At 72.2% G+C, this 23,063-nt stretch carries 20 protein-coding genes; 10 read left to right on the forward strand and 10 right to left on the reverse strand.

The genetic code is table 11. The features are described 5' to 3' along the window. Nucleotides 1-57: 57 nt before the first annotated feature. The 5 genes from I6A81_RS33585 to I6A81_RS33605 form a co-directional block, all read right to left on the reverse strand. Nucleotides 58-525, reverse strand: coding sequence for a Dps family protein (locus tag I6A81_RS33585; RefSeq protein WP_203004415.1), 468 nt, complete (start codon nucleotides 523-525; stop codon nucleotides 58-60). A gap of 134 nt (nucleotides 526-659) precedes the next feature. Next, nucleotides 660-932, reverse strand: coding sequence for a DUF4235 domain-containing protein (locus I6A81_RS33590; protein WP_203004401.1), 273 nt, complete (start codon nucleotides 930-932; stop codon nucleotides 660-662). Next, entirely contained in the window at nucleotides 929-1,462 is a 534-nt protein-coding gene (locus I6A81_RS33595; protein WP_203004402.1) for a DUF3618 domain-containing protein, read from the reverse strand. The genes I6A81_RS33590 and I6A81_RS33595 overlap by 4 nt, the downstream gene beginning before the upstream one ends. After that, on the reverse strand, nucleotides 1,459-1,878 hold the full coding sequence (locus I6A81_RS33600) for a phage holin family protein (RefSeq protein ID WP_203004403.1): 420 nt from the start codon (nucleotides 1,876-1,878) through the stop codon (nucleotides 1,459-1,461). The genes I6A81_RS33595 and I6A81_RS33600 overlap by 4 nt, the downstream gene beginning before the upstream one ends. A 116-nt stretch (nucleotides 1,879-1,994) precedes the next feature. Further along, nucleotides 1,995-6,014 carry a HAMP domain-containing protein gene (locus I6A81_RS33605; protein WP_203004404.1) on the reverse strand — a complete coding sequence of 1,340 codons (4,020 nt, stop codon included), beginning with the start codon at nucleotides 6,012-6,014 and terminating at the stop codon, nucleotides 1,995-1,997. Nucleotides 6,015-6,189: 175 nt separating this feature from the next. Here I6A81_RS33605 and I6A81_RS33610 point away from each other — a divergent pair, with 175 nt between their 5' ends. After that, nucleotides 6,190-8,529 (forward strand): SpoIIE family protein phosphatase, encoded by a 2,340-nt coding sequence (locus I6A81_RS33610; RefSeq protein WP_238429546.1) that lies wholly within the window; start codon nucleotides 6,190-6,192, stop codon nucleotides 8,527-8,529. 151 nt (nucleotides 8,530-8,680) lie between these two features. Continuing rightward, complete coding sequence (locus I6A81_RS33615; RefSeq protein WP_203004406.1) at nucleotides 8,681-9,058, forward strand: ATP-binding protein; 378 nt, start codon at nucleotides 8,681-8,683, stop codon at nucleotides 9,056-9,058. Between the two features lie 68 nt (nucleotides 9,059-9,126). Here the strand turns inward: I6A81_RS33615 and I6A81_RS33620 are convergent, their stop codons facing one another. Next, complete coding sequence (locus tag I6A81_RS33620) at nucleotides 9,127-9,723, reverse strand: CGNR zinc finger domain-containing protein (protein WP_203004407.1); 597 nt, start codon at nucleotides 9,721-9,723, stop codon at nucleotides 9,127-9,129. 125 nt (nucleotides 9,724-9,848) lie between these two features. Between I6A81_RS33620 and I6A81_RS33625 the strand changes: the two genes are divergently transcribed. Beyond that, entirely contained in the window at nucleotides 9,849-10,301 is a 453-nt protein-coding gene (locus I6A81_RS33625) for a VOC family protein (RefSeq protein ID WP_203004408.1), read from the forward strand. A 159-nt stretch (nucleotides 10,302-10,460) separates the two neighbouring features. Beyond that, nucleotides 10,461-11,348: a pyridoxamine 5'-phosphate oxidase family protein gene (locus I6A81_RS33630; RefSeq protein ID WP_203004409.1), complete on the forward strand. Its 888-nt coding sequence runs from the start codon at nucleotides 10,461-10,463 to the stop codon at nucleotides 11,346-11,348. A gap of 81 nt (nucleotides 11,349-11,429) precedes the next feature. On the opposite strand, the gene I6A81_RS33635 is transcribed toward I6A81_RS33630, so the two are convergent. Next, entirely contained in the window at nucleotides 11,430-13,487 is a 2,058-nt protein-coding gene (locus tag I6A81_RS33635; protein ID WP_203004410.1) for an NAD(+) synthase, read from the reverse strand. 324 nt (nucleotides 13,488-13,811) lie between these two features. On the opposite strand from I6A81_RS33635, the gene I6A81_RS33640 reads away from it, so the two are divergent. Then, nucleotides 13,812-15,413: a GGDEF domain-containing protein gene (locus I6A81_RS33640; RefSeq protein ID WP_307875100.1), complete on the forward strand. Its 1,602-nt coding sequence runs from the start codon at nucleotides 13,812-13,814 to the stop codon at nucleotides 15,411-15,413. A gap of 142 nt (nucleotides 15,414-15,555) precedes the next feature. Here I6A81_RS33640 and I6A81_RS33645 read toward each other — a convergent pair whose 3' ends face one another. Next, a complete protein-coding gene (locus tag I6A81_RS33645) occupies nucleotides 15,556-15,918 on the reverse strand; it encodes a hypothetical protein (protein WP_203004412.1) in 363 nt (120 codons plus the stop codon). Nucleotides 15,919-16,271: 353 nt separating this feature from the next. On the opposite strand from I6A81_RS33645, the gene I6A81_RS33650 reads away from it, so the two are divergent. Together I6A81_RS33650 and I6A81_RS33655 are read left to right on the forward strand one after the other, a co-directional pair. Continuing rightward, complete coding sequence (locus tag I6A81_RS33650) at nucleotides 16,272-16,652, forward strand: hypothetical protein (protein ID WP_203004413.1); 381 nt, start codon at nucleotides 16,272-16,274, stop codon at nucleotides 16,650-16,652. A gap of 127 nt (nucleotides 16,653-16,779) precedes the next feature. Continuing rightward, complete coding sequence (locus I6A81_RS33655; protein ID WP_307875101.1) at nucleotides 16,780-17,823, forward strand: NAD(P)-dependent oxidoreductase; 1,044 nt, start codon at nucleotides 16,780-16,782, stop codon at nucleotides 17,821-17,823. 89 nt (nucleotides 17,824-17,912) lie between these two features. Here I6A81_RS33655 and I6A81_RS33660 read toward each other — a convergent pair whose 3' ends face one another. Beyond that, nucleotides 17,913-19,193 (reverse strand): cytochrome P450, encoded by a 1,281-nt coding sequence (locus tag I6A81_RS33660; protein WP_203006730.1) that lies wholly within the window; start codon nucleotides 19,191-19,193, stop codon nucleotides 17,913-17,915. A 225-nt stretch (nucleotides 19,194-19,418) separates the two neighbouring features. Between I6A81_RS33660 and I6A81_RS33665 the strand changes: the two genes are divergently transcribed. Continuing rightward, the gene (locus I6A81_RS33665) at nucleotides 19,419-20,225 is read left to right on the forward strand and encodes an SDR family NAD(P)-dependent oxidoreductase (RefSeq protein ID WP_203006731.1); all 807 of its coding nucleotides are present in this window, start codon (nucleotides 19,419-19,421) and stop codon (nucleotides 20,223-20,225) included. A 150-nt stretch (nucleotides 20,226-20,375) separates the two neighbouring features. Here the strand turns inward: I6A81_RS33665 and mtnK are convergent, their stop codons facing one another. Beyond that, nucleotides 20,376-21,605, reverse strand: a complete 1,230-nt coding sequence (gene mtnK, locus I6A81_RS33670; RefSeq protein ID WP_203006732.1) for an S-methyl-5-thioribose kinase — start codon at nucleotides 21,603-21,605, stop codon at nucleotides 20,376-20,378. Nucleotides 21,606-21,782: 177 nt separating this feature from the next. Here mtnK and I6A81_RS46405 point away from each other — a divergent pair, with 177 nt between their 5' ends. Together I6A81_RS46405 and I6A81_RS33675 are read left to right on the forward strand one after the other, a co-directional pair. Further along, nucleotides 21,783-21,884 carry a putative leader peptide gene (locus I6A81_RS46405; protein WP_407661419.1) on the forward strand — a complete coding sequence of 34 codons (102 nt, stop codon included), beginning with the start codon at nucleotides 21,783-21,785 and terminating at the stop codon, nucleotides 21,882-21,884. 78 nt (nucleotides 21,885-21,962) lie between these two features. Beyond that, on the forward strand, nucleotides 21,963-23,060 hold the full coding sequence (locus I6A81_RS33675; RefSeq protein ID WP_203006733.1) for a substrate-binding domain-containing protein: 1,098 nt from the start codon (nucleotides 21,963-21,965) through the stop codon (nucleotides 23,058-23,060). The last annotated feature ends 3 nt before the right edge of the window (nucleotides 23,061-23,063 follow it).

Genomic DNA, 23,063 nt, shown 5'->3' on the forward strand with positions numbered 1-23,063 from the left:
CCGGCCGTACGGCCGGCGGGCCTCGGCGAAACAGGCCGCGGGTCAGGCCGCCGGGAGTCAGACCATCGCCTGGAACATCCAGTGCTGCATCTCCAGCTCGCGGATCACCTGGATGACCAGGTCCTGGGTCACCGGGTCCGGCTGCTCGGTCGTGTCCATCCGCTCGCGCATCCGGGTGATGACGTCCGCCAGGATGTCGGTCATCGCGCGGATGACCTTCTCGTCCTGGATGAAACCGGGCTCCACCGCCTGGATCTTGCTCTGGCCGGCGATGGTGCCCACCTGGCCGTCCGGGTTCACGCCGATGGCCACGGCGCGCTCGGCCGCCTCATCGGTGTAGCGGCGCGCGATGTCGACGACCTGGTCGAGCTGAAGGTGAACCGACCGAAAGGACCGGCCGATCACGTTCCAGTGCAGCTGCTTTGCCACCAGTGAAAGATCGGTCAGGTCGACGACCATGCCCTGGAGGGCCTTACCGGTCACGGTGCGAGCCTCGTCCGACAGCGGGCCGCGAATGGCGCTCATGACGCTCCTCTTCTCGACGTCGGTCACGTTCTTGCTGTCGAGATACCCGTCCTTGTCCGGAGATACCCGTCCAGGACAATCGTCACGATCCGTGATAACAAACGCGCCGGTCGAAAGGGCCGAAAGACAGGTCGTCAGTCGCCGGGCCAGGTGCCGGTGACGCGGGCGAATCCGACGGCGGAGGCGCGGTCCACCGCCGTCTTGGTGGCCGCGAACACGGCGCCCTGCAACGCGGCGGCGAGAACGACCTTTGCCCAGTTGCTGTCGGACTTCAGCGCGCTAGGTGGTTCGGACTCGCCCGACACCGCCGTCCACAGCCGGTTCACGACCACGCCGGCGGCCGCGCCGGCGGCGATCCCGCCGACCATGCTCACCGGCCGGTAGGCGAGCTTCGCGGCCCTGCTCACTTTCCCCGCCGGCTCGCGAGCACGACCAGCACCAGCACGCCGGTCGCCGTGGGGATCAGGACCGCCGGCCGCCGGACCGTGCCCGCGACCGTGGCCGCCGCGTTGGCGATCGGTTCGGCCGCGCCGCTGTTGGCGGGCCTGACCCGGTCCGTCAGCTGGGCAGCCTTGGCCCGCGCTGGCGCGGTGACCACCTTGGCCTTGGCGAAGGCTGGCTGGGCCTTGGCCAGGGCTGGCTGGGCGACGGCGGCGGCCCGCGCCCGCGCGACCGCGGTCGCCGCCGCGGCCCTGGTCATCGCCGGCCCGGCCAGCTCGCCGGCCTTTTGCTGCGCGCGGCCGGCGAGGTCGCTGGCCGCGTGGCCCGCCTGGGCCGTCTTCGCCTTGACCTGGCGGCGGACGTCGATCTTCTCGGTGAGGGCGTCGACGGTCTCGGCGAGCTCGGCGCGGGTGCGGTCGATGTCCGCGCGCAGCTCGTCGGGGTCGCGCGCGGGCGTGTCGGACAGGGTCGCCGTGTTCGTGTTCTGGTTCGTCATCGCTGCCGGGCCTCCGCAATCGTGTGGATGTCCTGTTTCACGCTGTCGATCACGTCAGTGGGCAACGGCGGCGTCGCCGCGCTGAACTTCCTCCTGCCGGCCAGCGCCAGCGCGCCGGCCACGGCCAGCAACGCGACGGCGACGATCAGCGCGGCGAGCCACGCCGCCAGCACCGTCGCCAGGCCCAGCACCGCGCAGGCGATGAGCACGCCGACGCCGAAAAGGCCGACGGCGGCGGCGCCACCGAACAGGCCCCCGCCCGCGACGGCCTTCGCGCCTTTCCGCTTCATTTCCGCGCCGGCGAGGGCCTTCTCGTCGCGAACGAGCCGCCGGACCTCGCCCGACAGACGCCTGACGAGCCAGCCGACGGACGCGTTGCGCGCCGACGTGGGCGCGCCGGTAGTGCCAATGGCCATTGCTGACCCCACCGCCTCTGGAACAGACCGATCACCGACAAGAGTTGATCCGTCAGTTCCCGAGCGGTCGCCTGCTACACCTGCGGGCGAAAACCCGTGAAGTGAATGGCGAGCGGTTACCCGGCCGCGGGCCGCCTGCGGGGTGCGCGCGGGACCAGCACGTCCTGGACGCGGGCAAGCAGTTCGTCGACGTCCACGGGCTTGGTCACGTACTCGCTGGCGCCGGCGTCGAGGCACTTCTGCCGGTCGTCGGGCATCGCCTTCGCCGTGACCGCGATGATCGGGATGTCGGCGAACCGGGGCATGGCCCTGATGGCGGCCATGGTGGTGTAGCCGTCCATCTCCGGCATCATCACGTCCATGAGGACCAGGTCGGTCGACGGGTTGACCAGCAGTTTCTCGATCCCCTTCCGACCATCGGGAGCGTGGTCGACGGCCGCTCCGTAGAACTCGAGGATGCTGGTGATGGCGAAGACGTTGCGCACGTCGTCGTCGACCACGAGGACCGATCGCCCGGTGAGGATGTCCTCCTCGTCGCCGTCGTTCGCGTCCACCGGGTGATCGTGGCGCGGGGCGGGGTCCCCGGCGGGCGCCAGATCGCCGGCGGACGCGGGGCCGATGCGTCCGGCCTGGTTCGGCTGGTCAGCCGGCCGGTCCTCGGATACCGCCCGCGCGCTGGCCGCGGCCGGCGACCGGTCGGTAGCGAAGCTCGCCGCGGCGTCGCCGGGCGCCGCGCCCACGGAGGCGGGCCGACCGTCGCCGACGGCGCCGTTCAGGGCGGCGGACGGGGCGTGGGAGAGGTCGTCCGGCGTGGCCCCGCGCGGTTCGGCGCTGGTCATCTCGGCCGGTGGCGTGGTGGGCAGCCGCAGGGTGAAGGTGCTTCCGGTGCCGTAGACGCTGCGCGCGCGGATCTCGCCGCCGAGCAGGGTCGCGACCTCGCGGCAGATGGACAGGCCCAGCCCGGTGCCGCCGTAGCGGCGGCTGGTGGTGCCGTCGCCCTGCTGGAAGGCGCCGAAGATCCGGTCGAGGTTCTCCTCGGCGATGCCGATCCCCGTGTCGGCGACGGCGAACAGGACGTGGCCGCCACCGGTGGTGCCGGGCGCCTGGGTCCGGGTGATGGCCAGCTCGACGCGGCCGTGCTCCGTGAACTTCACGGCGTTCGACAGCAGGTTGCGCAGGATCTGGGCGAGCCGGTGCCGATCGGTGAGCAGGCGGTCGGGCACGTCCGGCGCGATGTCGATGCTGAGCAGCAGGCCCTTCTCCGTGGTGACGGGCGTGAACGTGGCCCGCAGGTCGTCGACCAGCGAGGCTAGCGCGACCGGCTCGACGTGCAGGTCCATCTTGCCCGCCTCGACCTTGGACAGGTCGAGGATGTCGTTGATGAGCTGCAGCAGGTCCGAGCCCGCCGAATGGATGACGTGGGCGTACTCGACCTGCTTGGCGGTCAGGTTGCCCTTCGGGTTCCGAGCAAGCAGGCCGGCGAGGATGAGCAGGCTGTTGAGCGGCGTACGCAGCTCGTGCGACATGTTGGCGAGGAACTCGGACTTGTACTTCGAGGCGAGCGCGAGCTGGCGGGCACGTTCCTCGAGCTCCTGCCGGGCATGCTCGATCTCGCGGTTCTTGATCTCGATGTCGTGCTTCTGCTGGGCCAGGAGATCGGCCTTCTCCTCGAGCTCGTCGTTCGAGCGCTGCAGGTCCTCCTGGCGGGACTGCAGCTCCTCCGAGCGCGCCTGCAGCTCGCCGGCCAGCCGCTGGGACTCCACCAGGAGGGCGTCGGTGCGGGCGTTCGCGACGATCGTGTTGACGTTGACGCCGATCGTCTCGGTGAGCTGGTTCAGGAACGCGTGGTGGACCTCGGTGAACGGGGCGAACGACGCCAGCTCGATGACGCCCAGCGCCTGGTCCTCGAACACGATGGGCAGCACGACGAGGGCGACGGGCGCGGCCCGGCCGACGCTCGAACCGATCGTGATGTAGTCGGTGGGGGTCTGGTCCACCACGATCGTGCGCCGCGTGCGGGCGGCCTGGCCGATCAGGGAGTCGCCGAGGCCGAAGCGGCGCGGCGTCGTCGAGGAGGGCCGGTAGCCGTAGCTGGCGATGAGGTCGAAGGCGGGCTGCTCGACCGCGGTGTCGACCAGGAAGAACGTGCCGTGCTGGGCGCCGACCAGCGGGGCGAGCTCGTCGATGACCAGCTGCGCGACGGTGGCCAGGTCGCGGTGGCCCTGCATCAGGCCGGCGATGCGCGCCAGATTGGTCTTCAGCCAGTCCTGTTCCTCGTTCATCCGGGTGGTGTCGCGCAGCGAGCGCACCATGGCGTTGATGTTGTCCTTGAGCTCGGCCACCTCGCCCTGCGCGTCGACGGTGATCGAGCGGGTGAGGTCGCCGGTGGCGACGGCGCTGGTCACCGCCGCGATGGCCCGGACCTGGCGGGTGAGGTTCCCGGCGAGCTCGTTGACGTTCTCCGTCAGCCGCTTCCAGGTGCCGGACAGGCCCTCGACCTCGGCCTGGCCGCCCAGGATGCCGTCGGTGCCGACCTCGCGGGCCACCCGGGTCACCTCGGCGGCGAACGAGGAGAGCTGGTCGACCATCGTGTTGATGGTCTCCTTCAGCTCGAGGATCTCCCCGCGCGCGTCGACGTCGATCTTGCGGGTGAGATCCCCCTGGGCCACCGCGGTGGTGACCTGGGCGATGTTGCGCACCTGGCTGGTCAGGTTGTTCGCCATGAAGTTGACGTTGTCGGTCAGGTCCTTCCAGGTGCCCGATACGCCCTTCACGCTCGCCTGGCCGCCGAGCCGGCCGTCGGTGCCGACCTCGCGGGCCACGCGGGTCACCTCGTCGGCGAAGGCGCCCAGCGTGTCCACCATCGTGTTGATGGCCGCCGCGAGCGCCGCGACCTCGCCCTTCGCCTCGACCGTGATCTTCTGGGAGAGGTCGCCGCGCGCGACCCCGGTGGCGACCTGGGCGATCGAGCGCACCTGCGCCGTCAGGTTCGACGCCATCACGTTGACGTTGTCGGTCAGGTCCTTCCAGGTGCCCGACACGCCCCGCACGATGGCCTGGCCGCCCAGGTTGCCCTGGGTGCCGACCTCGCGGGCCACGCGGGTGACCTCGTCGGCGAAGGCGGAGAGCTGGTCGACCATCGTGTTGATGGTTTCCTTCAGCTCGAGGATCTCGCCGCGCGCGTCGACGCGGATCTTCTGGGACAGGTCGCCCTTGGCGACCGCCGTAGTGACCTCCGCGATGGACCGCACCTGGTCGGTGAGGTTGCTGGCCATCACGTTGACCGACTCGGTGAGGTCGCGCCAGGTGCCGGAGACGCCCTTGACGTCGGCCTGGCCGCCGAGGCGGCCGTCCGTGCCGACCTCGCGGGCCACGCGGGTGACCTCGTCGGCGAAGGCGGAGAGCTGGTCGACCATCGTGTTGATGGTTTCCTTCAGCTCGAGGATCTCGCCGCGCGCGTCGACGCGGATCTTCTGGGACAGGTCGCCCTTGGCGACCGCCGTAGTGACCTCCGCGATGGACCGCACCTGGTCGGTGAGGTTGCTGGCCATCACGTTGACCGACTCGGTGAGGTCGCGCCAGGTGCCGGAGACGCCCTTGACGTCGGCCTGGCCGCCGAGGCGGCCGTCCGTGCCGACCTCGCGGGCCACCCGGGTCACCTCGTCGGCGAACGAGGAGAGCTGGTCGACCATCGTGTTGATGGTGCTCTTCAGCTCCAGGATCTCCCCGCGAGCCTGCACGGTGATCTTCTGGGAGAGGTCCCCCCGGGCGACCGCCGTCGCCACCTGGGCGATGTCGCGGACCTGGCCGGTCAGGTTGCCGGCCATCGCGTTGACGTTGTCGGTGAGATCCTTCCAGGACCCGGACACCCCCGGCACCTCGGCCTGGCCGCCGAGCTTGCCCTCGCTGCCGACCTCGCGGGCCACCCGGGTCACCTCGGAGGTGAAGAGCGCGAGCTGGTCGATCATGCCGTTGAAGACGAGGGCGATCTCGTCCATCAGCTCGTCGCCGACCTGCGGCAGCCGCGTGCCGAAGTCGCCGCCGCGCACCGCGGTGAGCCCGGCGAGGAGCTGGCGCAGGGCGCTGTCGTCGGGTCTGGCGAGGGATGCCTTGGCGGGAAGCTGGGTCTCTGTCACCGACGTCCTCCCGGAGAATGCTCAGATGCCGGCACCGGGTGGCGACAGCGGGCGTGCAGCGGCAGCCATCATGCCGTGAACAGCACCCCAGTAGGGTAAGCGGCGCCATACCGACGCAGGTCGGAAGTCACCAACGGGGGCCAAGCAGCAGGTTATGAGGAGGCGGGTGGCCTGGATGCCGCATGAGCCTGAGCCGGCGCCAGACCGCCGCAATCGGCTCCTCGACATCGTCATCCGGCAACGGCAGCGGATCTTCGAGCTGGAATCCAGGGTGTCCGGCAGCCGGCTCGTGGACCTGGCGATCGGCGTCCTCATGGAGCGCCTCGACGTGTCCCCGACCGACGCCGCCGACCAGCTCCGGCTGCTGGCACATTCCGCCGGCACCGACGAGGTCGAGTTCGCCGCCGAGGTGCTCGGCGAGTCGCGGCCCCCCATCTCCGCCGCGGTGGACGCGCCCACGGGCCGGCGGCTCTGGCGCGCCGCCGCGGCGGTGCGCCATGCCGCCGACGGTGACGCCGTCGCCGAGGCCGTCGCGCGGGAGGGTCTTGCCGCGCACGGAGCCTGCGCCGTCGCGCTCTGGACGCTGGAACCGGACGGCGCGCTCACCCTGGTCGGGCAGCATGGCCTCACCGCGCTGGACGCGAGCCGCTGGCGGCGGATACCCCCGCAGCTGGACTGCGCGGCCACCAGGGCGATCACCCTGGGGCGGCCGGTGTGGTGGCCGGCCGGGACGCCGGCGCGGGACGCCGATGCCGGCCCGCGGCCACCAGCGAGGCTCGGCGCCTGGACCGGAGCCCGGGCGGCGCTGCCGCTGCTGGCCTCGGGCACGCTGGTGGGCGCCGTGGAGATCTGCTGGGCCCGGCCGATGGACACCGACGACGCCCGCGACACCCCCCTGCTGTGGGAGCTCGTCGCCCTGGCGGACGTCTGCCAGCGCGCGCTGCGGCGGCGCGGCGACGAGGACGCCCCGGCTGGCGCCGCGGACGGCGGCGAGCGCGCGCGGGACGCCTGGCTGCCGGCCCTGCTCGACGGGCTCGCTGGCTCGGTGCTGCTCGCCGCGGCCGTGCGCGACGCCGACGGCGAGATCGCCGACTTCCAGATTACCCACGTCAACCGCGACTTCGTCGACCCCGCCGGGTTGTCGGCGGACGAGGTACGCGGCGCCCGGCTGCTCGACATCTACCCCCTGATGGGCGCGGACGACGGCCTGTTCGGCCGCGCGGTGGACGTGGCGCGGACCGGCGTCCCCTACGCGGCCGACCGGACGGCGCTGCTCTGCCTCGTCGGCGACGTGGTCGTCAGCCGCGAGATGGACATCCGTGTCACCAGGCACGCCGACGGCGTGGCGATCAGCTGGCGGTTCACCGACGAGGCGGACTCGCCGGCCTCCCTGGACACGCACGTCCAACGGCTTGGCGGGTTCGGCGGGTGGCAGGAGGACGTTGGAAGCGGGGCCATCCGATGGATGGACAACACCTACGGCCTCTTTCGCCTCCCGCGGTCGGCGCCGCCGATCCCGCTGGAGGACCTGCACCAGTGGGTCCTCGCCGAGGACCGGGACGCGCTCGACCACGTCCGCGAGGCGCTGCTCCGGCTCGGCCGGGCGGCGACCACTTCCTTCCGCATCCTGCTGCCGGACGGCGAGCTGCGGCACTGGCGGATGTTCGCCGAACCGGTCATCGACACCTCGGGCACCCTGGCCGGCATCCGCGGGGTCTACCAGGACCTGACCGACCAGTACCGGACCGAGCTGGTCCTGCACGCCGCGAGAAGCCAGCTCGCCGATTCCGAGGCGCGGGCCGACAGCCAGCACAGGCTCGCCCTCGCGCTGCAGAAGGCGATCCTCCCGGACACCCCGCCGCCGCTGTCCGCCAGCGGCCTCGCCGCCGCCGCCCGCTACCGGCCCGCGGAGCAGGAGAGCCTGGTCGGCGGCGACTGGTACGACGCCGTGGCGCTGCCCGACGGGCAGATCCTGCTGGCCGTCGGCGACGTCGCCGGGCACAGCATCCGGTCCGTCTCGGCGATGACCGCGCTGCGCAACAGCCTGCGAGGCCTGGCCGTCACCGGCGCCGGCCCCGGGCGGCTGCTGGAGTGGCTGAACAACGTCGCCTGCCACCTCACGGACGAGATCACCGCCACCGTCGTCTGTGGCCTCTACCGGCCGGGCGACCGTGTCCTGCGCTGGGCGCGCGCCGGGCACCTGCCGCCCGTGCTCATCCGTGCCGGCCGGGCCGAGGCGCTGACCACCTCCGAGGGCCTGCTGCTGGGCGTGGTCCCCGATGTCTCGTATGAGGAGACCGTCACCCAGCTGTCCGCGGGCGATGCGCTGCTGCTCTACACCGACGGGCTCGTCGAGCGGCGGCGGGCCGGCCTCGACGAGTCGCTGCGCGACCTGCTGCGCCTCGCCGCCGAGCCTCAGCCCGACGCCGCCCGGCGAGCGGACTTCCTGCTGGCCCAGTGCACGCCAGACACGGATGACGACACCTGTCTGGTCATCATCGAGTTGCAAGCGTAAGAGGGGTGATATCGCCGGTCGGTCGGGTAGTAGGCCCACAACGTCGCCTTTCCCGCGAATCCAGCGAAAGGTAGGTCGCGCCGTGAGTTTGACGATCCCTCCGGCCGATGAGCCGCGTTCAACGCGACCTTCCCAGGATTCTCGCCGAGGTATGGTGCTCGACACGTTTACGGTGCCCGCCAGCCCTCGATCACCTCGAACAGCCCGGCTGCGGGCGGCTGATGTTCTCGCCCGCCACGGGTGCGCGTCGGCGCTGGTGGACACCGCGGTCCTGTTGTTGAGCGAGGTCGTCACCAACGCCGTCGTCCACGCGCACAGCGCGGCCCGCATCGAGGTCCGGGCCACCAGGCGGTTGGTCTGGTTCGGCGTTCGCGACACCGACAGCCGTCAGTGGCCGGTCCAATTGCCGACGAATCTCGGCGCATCCGGTGGTCGTGGCCTCCAGCTCATCGCGACGCTCGCCGCTGGATGGGGCACGTACGGGGATGACGACGCGGGGAAGACCGTATGGTTCTGGCTCCGCCGCTAGGCTTTCCGCCCGGGCCGGTGGCCCGGGCGGCAGGGTAATCCCCGCCGGGTGAAGGCCGCTGGCTCCGGCTAATGGGCGCGGCGGGTCCTGGCGTAGTGACGGGCGGCCCGGGCCCGGTTTCCGCAGCCGGCTGAACAGTACTCGCGCCGCGGCGCGCCGTGGAGAAAGTAGAGGATGCAGCCGGGCCCGTGACAGGCCCGCACCTCGGCCCCGGCGGGCCCGCCGAACAGGCCCACCGCGTCGTCGGCCAGCGCGGTGAGCACGAGCGCGACGGGCCGCTCCGCGGAGCTCACCACCACCCTGGGCTCGGGGTCGACCCGCAGCTCGCGCCACCACGAAGTCCGTCGGGCGAGCCGGTTGAGGGCTGTGACGACGTCCGGGTCCGGCGCGCGGCCGTTCGCCGCGGCGTCGGCCAGCGCCCGGATCGTGTCGCGTAGCGCGCGGGCCATCCGCAGGTCGTCCTCGCCGGCGTCGAGCAGGTCGTCGTCGGTGAGCGCGGCCGCGAGCCGCGGCCGCATCGCCCGCAGCCAGTCGACCAGGTCCGGCACCGTCAGCAGCGCGTCCCGCGGACGGCCCCGCGCGGCATGGATCGTGTTGCCCAGCTCGATCGCCGGCGGTTCGCCCAGGATCGGAGCGCCACCGCGCTCGGGATGCGCCTGTTCCATCAATCTAACGCTACCTCGGGGTTGACGCCGTTAGAAAGTTCCTGCATCTTCTAACGGGAAGAGGGTGGGCTTGCCGTTAGAACGATCGATCCCCACGTCGATCGGTCCTCACGTTGGAGGTACACATGGGCACTCCTGGGCCGCAGACCGGCCACGTTGGTCTGAACGTGACCGACCTGGCCCGTTCGACCGCCTTCTACCGGCGGCTTCTCGGGCTTGAGGAGCTGGGCGGGCAGACCGGCGGCGACCGGAAGTTCGTCTTCCTCGGTCGCGACGGCGCGATCGTCCTCACCCTGTGGGAGCAGAGCGACGGGACGTTCCCCACCGGGCGGCCCGGGCTGCACCACCTGTCCTTCCAGGTCGCCGACGTCGAGGCGGTCCGCGAGGCGGAGGCGGTGCTGCGCGAGCTCGGCGTCGAGCCGCTCTACGACGGCGTCGTCGCGCACGGCGAGGGCGCGTCGTCCGGGGGCGTGTTCTTCACCGATCCGGACGGGATCCGGCTGGAGATCTTCGCGCCGGCCGGCGCCGAGGCCGCGCCCGTTCCCACCCAGGGCGCCCCGACCTGCGGTTTCTTCTAGCGGCTCGGATCCCCGTGAGATCCGCCGTGGCCCTGCGCGAGCGCCCCGGGCCACGGCGGTGGCCTGGCCAGGCCACCGCGACGGGCCGAGCCGGCGCGAGCCGAACGGCCCAGGCGGGCCGGGCGGCGAACCAACCCGACCTGACGGAAGGAGCCGGTCATGTTCCACCCGGGTGAGCGGGCGGTGCAGGCGCGCGCGGGCCTGCCGGCCGACCCACGTGGATCGGCTGTCGTCGGCGCCACCATTCCGCCGGTGGCCGCGCACTTCCTCGAACAGCAACGGATGCTCCTGATCGGGGCCGCCGACGAGGCCGGCGCGGTCTGGGCGAGCCCGCTGACCGGCGCGGCCGGCTTCGTCGCGGCGGCGGACGAGGAGACCATCGTCGTCCATGCCCTGCCCGGGGCCGGGGACCCGCTCGAAGGTGTCTTCACCGTCGAACGAGACGTCGGCCTGCTCGCCCTCGACCCCGCCGCCCGCAGGCGGATGCGGGCCAACGGGAAGGCCCGCCGCGACGGCGACCGCCTGGTGGTCCGCACCGAGCAGGTCTACTCGAACTGCCCGAAGTACATCCAGCTGCGCCACCTGGCGCCCGACGACGCCGAGGCGGCGCGCCGGCCAGTCTCGGTGACCACCGCGCTCACCGCCAGCCAGCGGCGCTGGATCGCCGAGGCCGACACCTTCTTCGTCGCGACCCAGGCCGCCGGTCTCGGCGCGGACACCTCGCATCGGGGCGGAAACCCAGGTTTCGTCACGGCCACCGCCGACCGGCGGCTCACCTGGCCCGACTACGTCGGCAACTCGATGTACATGACGCTGGGCAACCTCGACCTCGACCCGCGCTGCGGCCTGCTCTTCCTCGACTGGGAGCACGGCCACACCCTGCAGCTCACCGGCCGTGCCCGGGTCGACTGGAACCCCGACCGGGCCGCGGGGGTGCCCGGCGCGCGGCGGCTCGTCGACTTCGAGGTGGAGCAGGTCGTGCAGGTCTCGGCGGCCAGCCCGCAACGCTGGTCGTTCGGTGGCTACTTCCGCCTCAACCCAGCCTGACGTCGGCCGGCCTGACGTCGGCCCCGACCGGCCCGCCGCCGGGCCGCGGACCGGGAGTCCTCCACGAGGCGAGAGGCGCTCTCAGAGAGTCGGGCCGTTGCGGCGCAGCTCCGCCAGCCACACGGCGGCGCTCCCGTCCGAGGGAGCGCGCCAGTCGCCCCGCGGCGACAGCGTGCCGCCGTAGGACACCTTCGGCCCGTTGGGCAGCGCGGAACGCTTGAACTGGGAGAGCTGGAAGAAGCGCTGGAGGAACTCCTCGAGCCAGCGCACGATCGTCGCCACGTCGTAGGCGTGCCGACGATCGTCCGGGAAACCGGCTGGCCAGCGGCCCGCGTCGGCGTCGCCCCAGGCATGCCAGGCCAGGAACGCGACCTTCGACGGCGGCAGCCCGTAGCGCAGGACGTGGTAGAGGAAGAAGTCGTGCAGCTCGTAGGGGCCGATGCGGTCCTCCGTGCTCTGCATCGCCCCCGTCTCCTCGTCGGCGGGCACCAGCTCGGGTGAGATCTCGGTGCCCAGGATCGCCGTGAGCAGCTCGCCGGTCGCCTCGTCGAACTGCCCGGAGGTGATCGTCCAGCGGATGAGGTACTGGATGAGCGTCTTGGGCACGCCCGCGTTGACGGCATAGTGGCTCATCTGGTCGCCCACGCCGTAGGTGCACCAGCCGAGCGCCAGCTCGCTCAGGTCGCCGGTGCCGATGACGAACCCGCCGCGCTGGTTCGCCAGCCGGAACAGGTAGTCGGTACGCAGACCGGCCTGGACGTTCTCGAAGGTCACGTCGTACACCGGTTCGCCGGCGGCGACGGGGTGCCCCAGGTCGGCGAGCATCTGGCGGGCGGCGGGGCGGATGTCGATCTCCGCGGCCTCGACGCCGAGCGCGCGCATCAGCGCCCACGCGTTCGCCTTGGTCTTCTCTCCGGTGGCGAAGCCGGGGAGGGTGTAGGCGAGGATCGAGGAGCGCGGGACGCCGAGCCGGTCGCAGGCCTTCGCCGCGACGATCAGCGCGTGCGTGGAGTCGAGGCCGCCGGAGACGCCGATCACCATCGTCTTCCCGCCGGCCGACCGGAAACGCCGGGCGAGGCCATGCACCTGGATGTTGAACGCCTCGTAGCAGTCGAGGTCAAGCCGCTCGGGCGTGTCGGGCACGTAGGGAAAACGGCGCTGCCGACGCCGCAGCCCCACGTCGCGCCGGTGCGGCCGGTGCTCGAACCCGACGGTCCGGAACCGGCGCTCGGGATGGCCAGCCTGCACCGCGTTGTCGTTGAACGTCGGGGTGCGCATCCGTTCCAGCCGCACCCGGGCGAGGTCGACGTCGGCGACGAGGAGCTGCGGCGTCTCGGCGAACCGGTCGGACTCGGCCAGCAGGTCCCCGAGCTCGTGGATCGTGCCCTGGCCGTCCCAGGACAGGTCGGTGGTGCTCTCGCCCGTCCCGGCCGCCGAGTAGACGTAGGCCGCCATCGCGCGCGCCGACTGGGCGGCCGAGAGCAGGGCGCGTTCGGCTGACTTGCCCACCACGATGTTCGACGCCGAAAGGTTGGTGAGCAGCGTGGCGCCAGCCAGCGCCTGGTACGACGACGGCGGGAGCGGCCCCCAGTAGTCCTCGCAGATCTCGACGCCGACTACCAGCTCGGGCAGGTCTTTCGCCGCGAAGAGCAGGTCGGTCCCGAAGGGCACGGTGTCGCCGGCCACCGTGATCTCCTCGCCGACGATGCCGCCGCCCGACGCGAACCAGCGCTTCTCGTAGTACTCCCGATAGTTGGGCAGATATGTCTTCGGCACCACCCCGAGGACCCGCCCACGCGAGATCGCCAGCGCCGTGTTGTACAGCCGGCCGCGCCGGCGCAGCGGCGCACCGACGAGCAGCAGCGGCGCGAGGTCGCGAGTGGCGTCGCGCACGGCGGCCACCGCGTCCTCCACCGCGTCCAGCAGCGCGTCCTGCAGGTGCAGGTCGTCGATCGCGTAGGACGAGATGCCGAGCTCGGGATACACGACGACGTCGACGCCGTCCGCGTCCGCCCGGCGAGCCAGCGCGGTCGTCGCCTCCGCGTTGCGCGCCGGGTCGGCGGTCGCGACGAGCGGGGTCGCCGCCGCGGCCCGGACCAGCCCGTGGCTGTGGATCGCCCCGAACGCACGCTGGCTCACATCATCTCCCACGTCGTCTCACGGGCTCCGGCCGCTTTGTCTGCCTGCTGGCGGCCCGGCCGGCCTACATCCATCCACAGTACGAATCGGTAGGCATGCTCGTCGGCCCGCTCGGCCCGGTCACCTAGCGGAGGGTTCGGGCGTGTGCGGACAGGCGTGGTCGGAGAACCTGGAGGGGAGGGGGAGGTCGTGTTGCGCGACGCTGATCTAGAAGGGCTCCACCGCCCGGCCGGGCCGGCCAGCGGGCAGCGCCCGGCTGGCTCGTCCCGAGGACCGGCCGGGACCGGGCCGACGAGCGAGCCGACGGCGGGCGCGGATGGAACGGTGCGCGAACGGACGTTCTGCTGGCTGGCCGGCGCGACCGGGCTGTTGCTGGTGGTGGCGCTCGCGCCGCTGCTCTTCCTGAGCGGCCGGCCACTGGTGGTCTTCCAGGGCGCCACCCTGATCGCCTGCAGCCTGTTCGCGGTCGGCCTGGCTGGCACCGCCATCATGCGTAGCCACGGCGTCGAGCGCCGCTGGCGGCTGCTGCTCAGCAGCGGCCTGCTCTCCACGCTCATCGGGGCGATCTACTGGAGTTTCAGCTGGGCGACCGCCGAATACATCTCACTCACCCTGGGCACCCGGGACGCGTTGTACCTCTTGGCTCCGCTGCTGGCCCTGCTGGGCCTGTTGCGCATTCCGACCCGGCCGGGCGACCGGCCAGCCGGGCAGCGCGGGCCACCGCTCGACCATGAGGACGGGCGGCACGCCGCGGCCGTGGTGGTCGCGCTGGACAGCCTGGTGATCCTGGTGTCGATGTTCCTCATCGCCTGGGTCGCGGTGCTGGAACGCATCACCACCAGCGGGATGAGCGGCTGGCCGTTCGTCGTGGCTCTCGCCTACCCGATCAGCGAGACGATGCTGATCGTGGTCGTCATCCTGCTGATGACGTTCCGACGGCCGCGCAACGGCCGGGCTATGGGGCTGGTGGCCGCCAGCCTGCTGTTCTTCGCGGTCTCGGAGGCGGCACTGGTGCACCTGGCGGTGCGCGGACGGTTCGAGATCGACGACACGTCGCTGTACTGGGTCGGCATCGTCGTCGGCCCCCCGTTGCTCGGGCTGGCGATGGTGGTCCCGCCCGGATCCGCCAGAAGGCGACCGGCGCGGCGCGACCGCGGCGGCAACGAGGACCGGTCGCTGTGGGCGCATGCCTACCTGCCGTACCTGCCGCTGGGCGTCGCCACCCTGTTCGTCGTGGTGCCCGCCGCACGGGGGGACGCGCTGCAGGGCCTCACCCTGCAGCTCGCGATCGCCCTCGCCACGCTGGTCGTGATCAGGCAGATGCTCACGGTGGCGCAGAACACCCGGCTGCTGGCGGGCCTGCGGGCGGCCCAGCGCGGGCTGCGCTACCAGGCGCTGCACGACCCGCTGACCGGCCTCGCCAACCGCGCGCTGTTCACCAGCGAACTCGACCGGGCCGTCGAGGAGCACCAGGCCAGCGGCCGGCCGCTGGTCGTGCTGTTCTGCGACCTCGACGAGTTCAAGGCGGTCAACGACAACCTGGGGCACGGCGCTGGCGACGAGCTGCTGCGGGCGGTCGCCGGGCGCCTCAGCGGCGCCGTGCGCCAGGAGGACCTCATCGCCCGGCTTGGCGGCGACGAGTTCGCCGTCCTGATGCGCGACCCGGCCGACGATCCGCGGGCGACCGGCGAGGCCACCGCGCGGCGCATCCAGGAGGCGATGCGCCCGCCTTTCCAGATCCACGGCCACCAGCGCGCCGTCCGGGTCAGCGTCGGGGTCGCCGTGGCCGACGCGGGCGTCCCGGTCGCGAGCACCGAGGACCTGCTGCACCGCGCCGACCAGGCGATGTACGCCGCCAAGAACCACCGACGCCGCCGCGCCCGCCGGACCGCCCGCCGCGGCTCGCCCCAGTCCGCCCGCCGCTAGCCGGGTTCGAGCGGAAATGGTGGCCACGCCGGGTGCCATCCGATGATCAGCGCCAACGTACCCGCGCCGCCGCCTTCTTGCCGATGGCCAGCCCACCGGCGCGGGGGCTGGCCATCGCGTGCATGTCGACAAAGGGGCGTGCTCAGGACATGCCGGGCAGACTGTTGAGATCAATACCGCAGTCGTGCCAGAGGCCCTGGTTCTCGCCAGACGTCGGAGGTCGGTTCGCGTTGACCACGGCGCTGAGGAACTGGGCGCACTCGGCCGGCGTCCGCTGCCTGCCCGGTTTGGTCAGTTCGTCATAGCGGATGTTGCATTTGAGCCAGAGGTACTGGACCTCGCCCGATGACGTGGGCCGTCCCGCGTTCACCACGGAGGTCAGGTACTGGGCGCACTCGGCCGCCGTCGGCGAATCGTAACTGTGCCTAGCCTGGGCCGATCCGGCGTTCGACAAAAAGGCCGTCGTGACCGCGACCGAAATCAGGGAAATCTGGAGTCGCCGCATACCAACCTCCAGGAGGAGTGGCTGACGCAGGCTGTGCGGGTACCCGTTGCCGACGTGCGCGAAACTTTCACGCCCGGATACCTCCGCCGCCGGCAAACCACCCCGGGCGACCCGCGACTCCTGGTGGAGGGCGGGGTACGACGAGGGCGTTCCAGCGGGACTGGCACCTGCCCGAACCGGGCTTGGTGTGGTTCCGCCGAAGTGAGCTGAGTTCGTTCGACGGTGAACCGTCGGTAGTACTGCTTGAAGGCCGTTGCCCGCGCCGGCCCGACCATCCCACCGGTCGGGAGGGGCGGCGGCAGACGCGCCGGAGCGGAATCCATTGCCGGATTCCCCGACGAACGGGAGCGAAGATGCGGCGCATTGGTGGAGCTGGTTTCGCGACGGCCGCGGTGGCGATCGCGACCGTGTTCCTGCCGACCCTGCCCGCGCAGGCGGAGGAGGACTATTCCGTAGTGGTGCACGGGCTGGCCACCTGCCCGACGCGCGAGGGGAGATCCTGGACTCCTACCGCCGTACGGTTCCACACCTATGCCGGCGACTGGTTGCAGACGCCCACGAACAGTTACGGCGACTACTCGCTGACCGTGCCGAAGGTCGGAGACGCCGGGCTGACCGTGGGGGCGACCGTGTTCTGCCCGGCCGAGGCCGGCGGGCCGTGGAACCTGATGGAGCGCGTGCTGGGTGGTCAGCGCGAGCGGCGGCTCGATCTCCTCTACGTCGAGACGGCCTGACGGCGGCGCCACGTCGCCCGCCCGGCCCCGGCGGTTCCCGCCGACGGCGGGGCCGGGAGGATCTGAGAGCCCGGAGAACGGGCCGGACGGCGGCGGAACGGCGGGGAGCGGGATGGGTGGGCGGCCGGTGGGTGACGGCGACGGGCGGCCGGCGGTGGTGGTTCGGCCGGCGCCGCGGCGGCATGACGATCTGTTCGCCGCCGAGGTGTGGGCCGAGCTGGCCGAGCGGTTCCGGATCATCGATCTGACGGGCGATGACCCCGCGGCCGACGAGGCGGCCCTGGAGGCGGCGTTGCCGGAGGTGTTCGCGATCGTCGGGCAGCCGGACCTGCCACGGGAGCGGGTCGCGCGGGCGCCGCGGCTGCGCGCCGTGCTCAACGTCGAGGGCAACTTCCTGCCGAACGAGGACTACGAGGCCTGCTTCGAGCGTGGCATCCACGTGCTGGCGGCCGGGCCGGCGTTCGCGCAGCCCGTCGCCGAGTACGCCCTCGGCCTGGCGCTCGACCTGGCCCGGGGCATCAGCCGCGAGGACCGGGCGTTCCGGGCTGGCGAGGAGGGCCGAGTCCCGTACGGCGGCGGCCAGGGTGTCCTGTTGCGGCACGCCGACGTCGGCCTGGTCGGCTTCGGCAACCTGGGACGCGCGCTGCACCCGCTGCTCGCGCCGTTCCAGCCGACGATCCGCGTGTTCGACCCGTGGCTGCCGCCCTCGGTGCTGCGCGAGCGCGGCCTGGTGCCCGCGCCGCTCGACGAGACCGTGGCGCGCAGCCAGTTCCTGTTCGTGCTCGCCACCGCGACGGCCGAGAACCATCACCTGCTTGGGCCGCGAGAGCTGGCCCTGGCGCCGCCCGGCGCGCGGCTGGTGCTCGTCAGCCGCGCGCCGGTGGTCGACTACGACGCGCTGCTCGCCCGGGTGGCGGCCGGCCACCTGCTGGCGGCGGTAGACGTCTGGCCGCGCGAGCCGTTGCCGCCCGACCACCCGGCCAGGCGCCTCGAAGGCCTGGTGCTGTCGGGCCATCGCGCCGGCGGCATCCCGGCGGCGTTCCGCGAGATCGGCGCCATGGTCCGCGACGACCTTGTCCTGCTCGCCAGTGGCCTGCCGCCAGTCCGCCTGCAGCCCGCCGCCCGCGAGCTCATCGGCCGCTACCGCAACCGCCCCGTATCCACCCGGTAGCTCGGGTCCACGGGCCTCGGGACGGGCTCGGCCGCGGCGTCTCATTCAGGAGAGGCAGTTGCTGATCTGGCGGAGCCGCGGGGTGACGGCTAGCGGGGCGTGAAGTCGCAGGTCAGTCGTTTGATGCCGTGGATGAAGCTGCTGGACAGCCATTCGGGCTCGCCGACGGCGCGGATGTCGGGGGCCCGGGTGAGCAGCTCGCGCCACATCACCGCGATCTCGCGGCGGGCCAGGTGGGCGCCCAGGCAGAAGTGCGGGCCGGCGCCGCCGAAACCCACGTGGGGGTTGGGGTCCCGGCGGACGTCGAACCGGTCGGGGCCGGTGAACACGGCCTCGTCGCGGTTCGCGGACGAGTAGAACAGCAGCACCTTGTCGCCGGCGCGCAGTTGTTGCCCGGAAAGCTCGGTGTCCTGGGTGGCGGTGCGGCGCATCCAGCGCACCGGGCTGGCCCAGCGCACCACCTCCTCGACGGCCGTCCGGGTCACCCCCGCCAGGTCGTCGCGCCAGACCGCCCGCTGCTCCGGGAACTGCGTCAGGGCGCGCAGGGTGTGACTGATCGCGTTGCGGGTGGTCTCGTTGCCGGCGACCAGCAGCAGGATGAAGAACGACGCGATCTCGGCGTTGTCCAGCCGTTCGCCGTCCACCTCGGCGAGGGCGAGCGCGGTCGTCAGGTCGTCGGTCGGGTCGGCCCGCCGCTGGGTGGCCATCTGGTGGAGCAGGTCGGCGAGCTCGGCGCCGGCGCCGAGCAGCGCGGCCACGATGTCGGTGTCCTGCGGGATGAAGTCCGGGTCGGCGGCGCCGAGGATCACGTTCGTGCAGCGGAAGACGTCGGCGTACCGCTCGGGGGGCAGGCCCATCATCCGGCAGATGACCTCCAGCGGCAGCCGGGCGGCGACCCGCGAGACGAACTCGCCCGGCCCGTCGGCGAGCAGGTCGTCCACGATCCCGCGGGCGAGGGTGACGATGTCGGCCTCGGTCTGGGCGATGATGCGCGGCGTGAACGCCCGGGAGACGATCCGCCGCAGCCGGTGGTGCCGTGGCGGGTCCATGTTGATCATTCCGCCGAAGAAGTCCAGGAACTCGGGCGGGAGGTCCGGGATCGAGGTGGCGCCGCGGGCGGAGGAGAAGGTCTGGGGCTCCGCGCTGATCCGGGCGATGTCCGCGTGGCGGGTCACGGCGTAGTAGCCGGGCCCTGGCTGGATCAGGCCGCCGGCGGTCACCGGCTCGGCGTAGAACGGCAGGCCGGGCCGCGCCCGCAGCTCCGCGAAGGCCGCGTCTATCTCGGCCCGGGGCCGCAGCCAGAAGGACGGGTCGGAGATGTCGGGGTCGCCGGCCGTCCGCGTCAGGCCGGCACCGGTGTCGACTGTCATGGCTCCGCGTCCTTTCCGTCGCCCGGCCGGCCGCCCTCGTCGTCCCTCGCCGCGGGCGCGGCGCGGGACGGCGGCGGCGACGCCGGCCGCCGGACCCGCCTGACCTGACGGGTCGTCAGAAAATCGTTGACCCTCGTAAGTATCACCCCTTACGGTCCGCCCGTCCGCGCGACATCAGGGGCGAGGCGACCTCGGAGTGGGTGACCTCGGAGCAGGGGAGGACCGATGACACGTCCGACAGGGCGGTTGGCGGGGCGGGTGGCGATCGTCACCGGGGCGGGGGAGGGGATCGGCCGCGGCATCGCCCGCCGCTTCCTGCGCGAGGGGGCGACGGTCGTCATCGCCGAGTACAACGAGCCGTTAGGCCGCGCGACGGCGGCCGAGCTGGCGGACGACCCCGGTGGCGACGTCCGGTTCGTGCTCACGGACGTCGGCGACCGGGCGCAGGTGGTGGCCGCGGTGCGAGCGGCCGCCGACGAGTTCGGCGCCCTCGACATCCTGGTCAACAACGCCTGGGGCGGCGGCGGTCTCGCCCGGGTAGAACGCAAGACCGACGCCGATCTCGACCACGCGATGCGGATTGGCTTCTACGGGCCGTTCTGGGCGATGCAGGCGGCGTTCCCGCTGATGAAGGCACGGGGCTGGGGCCGGGTCGTCAACATCTGCTCGCTCAACGGGGTGAACGCGCACGTCGGGTCGGTCGACTACAACACCGCCAAGGAGGCGCTGCGCACGCTCACCCGCACGGCCGCCCGGGAATGGGCGCCGTACGGGGTGGTCGCCAACGTCATCTGCCCGGCGGCGCGGTCGGCCGCCTTCGAGCGGCTCGCCCAACAGGACCCCGCGCTGCTCGCCGGTGCCGAAGCCATCAACCCGATGGGGCGCCTCGGCGACCCCGAGGCCGACATCGGTGGCGTCGCCGTGTTCCTGGCCAGCGAGGACGCGCGTTACCTCACCGGCAACACGCTGTTCGTCGACGGCGGCAGCCACATCAACGGCGTGTCCTGGGTACCCGACCTGCCCGAGTCCTGAAGGGCGGGCGTCCGCGACATCTCCGTCCGCGACGACTACGGCCTGGTGATCGGTCCGCGGAAGCCGATCAACGTGCTCACGGACACGGGCAGGCACACCGCGACCCGCGGCGCACAGGTAGTGCCGTGGTTGCCGCTCGCGCCGGCCCCGTCAGAGCCGGTCGCCGACGCGGTCGAAGAGGGTCTCGACAGGCGCCCGGGCCGCGCCGGGGTCGAGCAGGAGGTAGCGGCAGGCCGCGAGGACGGCGCGGCCTGCCTGGGCGCGTTCCGGCCGGGGCAGGGTCTCGAGGTCGGCGACCGGGTAGGGGCCGACGACGCGGCGGGCCGCCTCGGCCGCCGCCGCGGCGAGCGCGTCGCGCCGGACCTGGTCGAGGAACCCCTCGAGGACGCCCTCGGTGAACGTGGCCGGCGCGACCCGGCCGGGCCAGAGGGCTCGGAAGGTTTCCGTGAAGGCGTTCCAGGCCGCCGCGGGCTGGGCGAGGCGCCAGCGAAGGTTGTCGGTGTCGCCGAGGGCGGCGGAGCGCGCGGCGGCCAGCAGGAGGTTCGCCCACAGCACGCCGAGGTCGAAGCCGACCGGGCCGTAGAAGGCGAACTCGCTGTCGAAGGCGCGCGTCGATTCCTCGGCCTTCGCGGTCGCGGGGCGCACCATCACCGAGCCGGTGTGCAGGTCGCCGTGGATCAGGGCCTCCGCCCTGGTCATGAACGCCCACTTCGCGGCGCCGATCGCGGTGACGACGTCCGGGTCGGTGACGTAGGCGGTGATGGCGGCCGCGAGATCGGTTCCCCGCGCGACCGGGTCGTGCCCCGGGGCGCCGGGAGTGTAGGGCGCGGTGAACAGCAACAGTTCGGTGATCTGACACAGGGCCGGGTTGACCGTGGCGGCCAGCAGCCGCTTCTGGGGCTCGCTGGCCAGGCCGAAGGCGGACGTGCCGAACGCGGTCCTGGCGACGTAGCGCCCGAGCGCGGCGGCCGCCTCGTCGTGCCGCTCGCCGTCCACGAGGGCGGCCCGCCACACGCGGTGATCCGACAGGTCCTCGACCGCGAGGACGAACCGGTCGGGGTCGGCGTCGTAGAGCGCGGGGACCAGGTCCGCCGCGAGGGAGCCGTGCACCCGCAGCGCCCGTGCCTCCGCGTGGTTGCGTTCCGGAGCCATCGGCCAGGACGGGTCGGCCCGCACGTACGGGAGGGACTGCTTGAGCACGAGGCCCGCCGGAGCGCTGGTGCCGTCCTTGCCCGAGACGACGAACACCAGGTTGAGGTTGCCGTCGCCGACCTCGCGAACGTCGGTGATCTGTTCGATCCGCGCCGCCAGGGCAGGGCGTGACCGTATGTAGTCGGGGACTGCTTCGACGGTCAGTACGTCGTAGGCGATGTCAGGCACCAGGGTTCCCAGAGGTCGCAGGGGCCGTCGGAGAGGCGGCTGGGGAGAAAACTAAACACTAGTAACTCGGTCGGGTTTATGATGAAACCGTGCCCTACCTCGACGTATCCGCCGCTGCCGGCCCGGTCGCCCGCCGCCGCGCGTCGGTGTCGGCGTAGCGGCCGGGTCGGGTCCCCGATGCGATCGAAGATCGTGCCCAGCCTGCTGGTGTCCCGCCGGCACATCGATCTCAGGCGGACGGCGAGCTGCATCTGTACCTGCGCCGCGCACTCTGCGTGATCAACCGTCGCGAAACTCGCGATCTTCTCCCTGTTTCGACCCGCCGCGCCCGCGCGGCGACGACTCGATCGGCATGTGATGAACAGACCTGGCATCACCCGGATGCTCCTCGGCATCGGCGCGGCATCCGTCCTGGCGCTGACCGCCTGCTCGCAGGGCTCGTCCAGCGATTCACCCGCTGCCAGCGCGGCACCCTCGGCCGCGGGTTCCGCCTCGACGACCGTGCCGCCCGCGTTCGCGGGCGGGGAGGTGCGCATCGCGCTCGTCCGCCAGCTCTCGCAGGGCGACTACTTCCAGCAGTGGCTGGCGGGCGCGCAACGCCAGGCCGACGCGCTGGGCGTCACCCTCGACGTGTCCAGCGCCGACGGCAACAACGCCCAGCAGCCGATCAACCTCCAGCAGGCCATCAACAACGACGTCGACGCGATCATCGTCGACCACGGCTTCGAGGACACCGTGGCGCCGGCGATCGGCGAGGCGGTGGCCGCGGACATCCCGGTCGTCGCGTTCGACGTCGACGCCGGCTCCAGCGTCAGTGAGATCGTCTCCCTGGGCCAGAGCGACAAGGAGATCGCCTCGCAGGCCCTGGGCGTTCTCGAGACCGACACCGGCGGAACGGCTAAGGTCGTCTACGTCTACGTCGCCGGCTATGCGCCGCTGGACAAGCGGAACGCCGTGTGGGAGCAGTTCAAGAAGGACAACCCGGGCATCGAGCAGGTCGCCCAGATCGGCGTGGTGAACACCTCGACGGCGGCCGCGACCGCCGAGCAGGCCAAGGCGGCGCTTCAGGCCAACCCCGACGCCACCGCGATCTTCGCTCCCTATGACGAGTTCGCCAAGGGCGCGGTGCAGGCCATCAACGAGCTGGGCCTGCAGGACAAGGTGAAGGTGTACGGGGCCGACATCTCGACCGCCGACATCGGCGTCATCACCGCGCCGAACAGCCCCTGGGTGGCGACGTCGGCCACCGACCCGGCCAACGTCGGAGCGATCGCCGTACGCGCGGCGGCGCTGAAGGTCGCCGGACTGCCGGTGGACGCCAGCATCGAGGTGTCACCGGCGCTGATCACGCAGAAGGACCTGCGCGACCGGAAGATCACGAACATCGCGGGGTTGGCGAGCGCGTTTCCGTCCCTGACGACCCCGGACATCGCCCGGATTCCGTGGCTTTCGTGAGCT

It is taken from the genome of Frankia nepalensis (genome assembly GCF_016786325.1).
GTDB lineage: Bacteria > Actinomycetota > Actinomycetes > Frankiales > Frankiaceae > Pseudofrankia > Pseudofrankia nepalensis.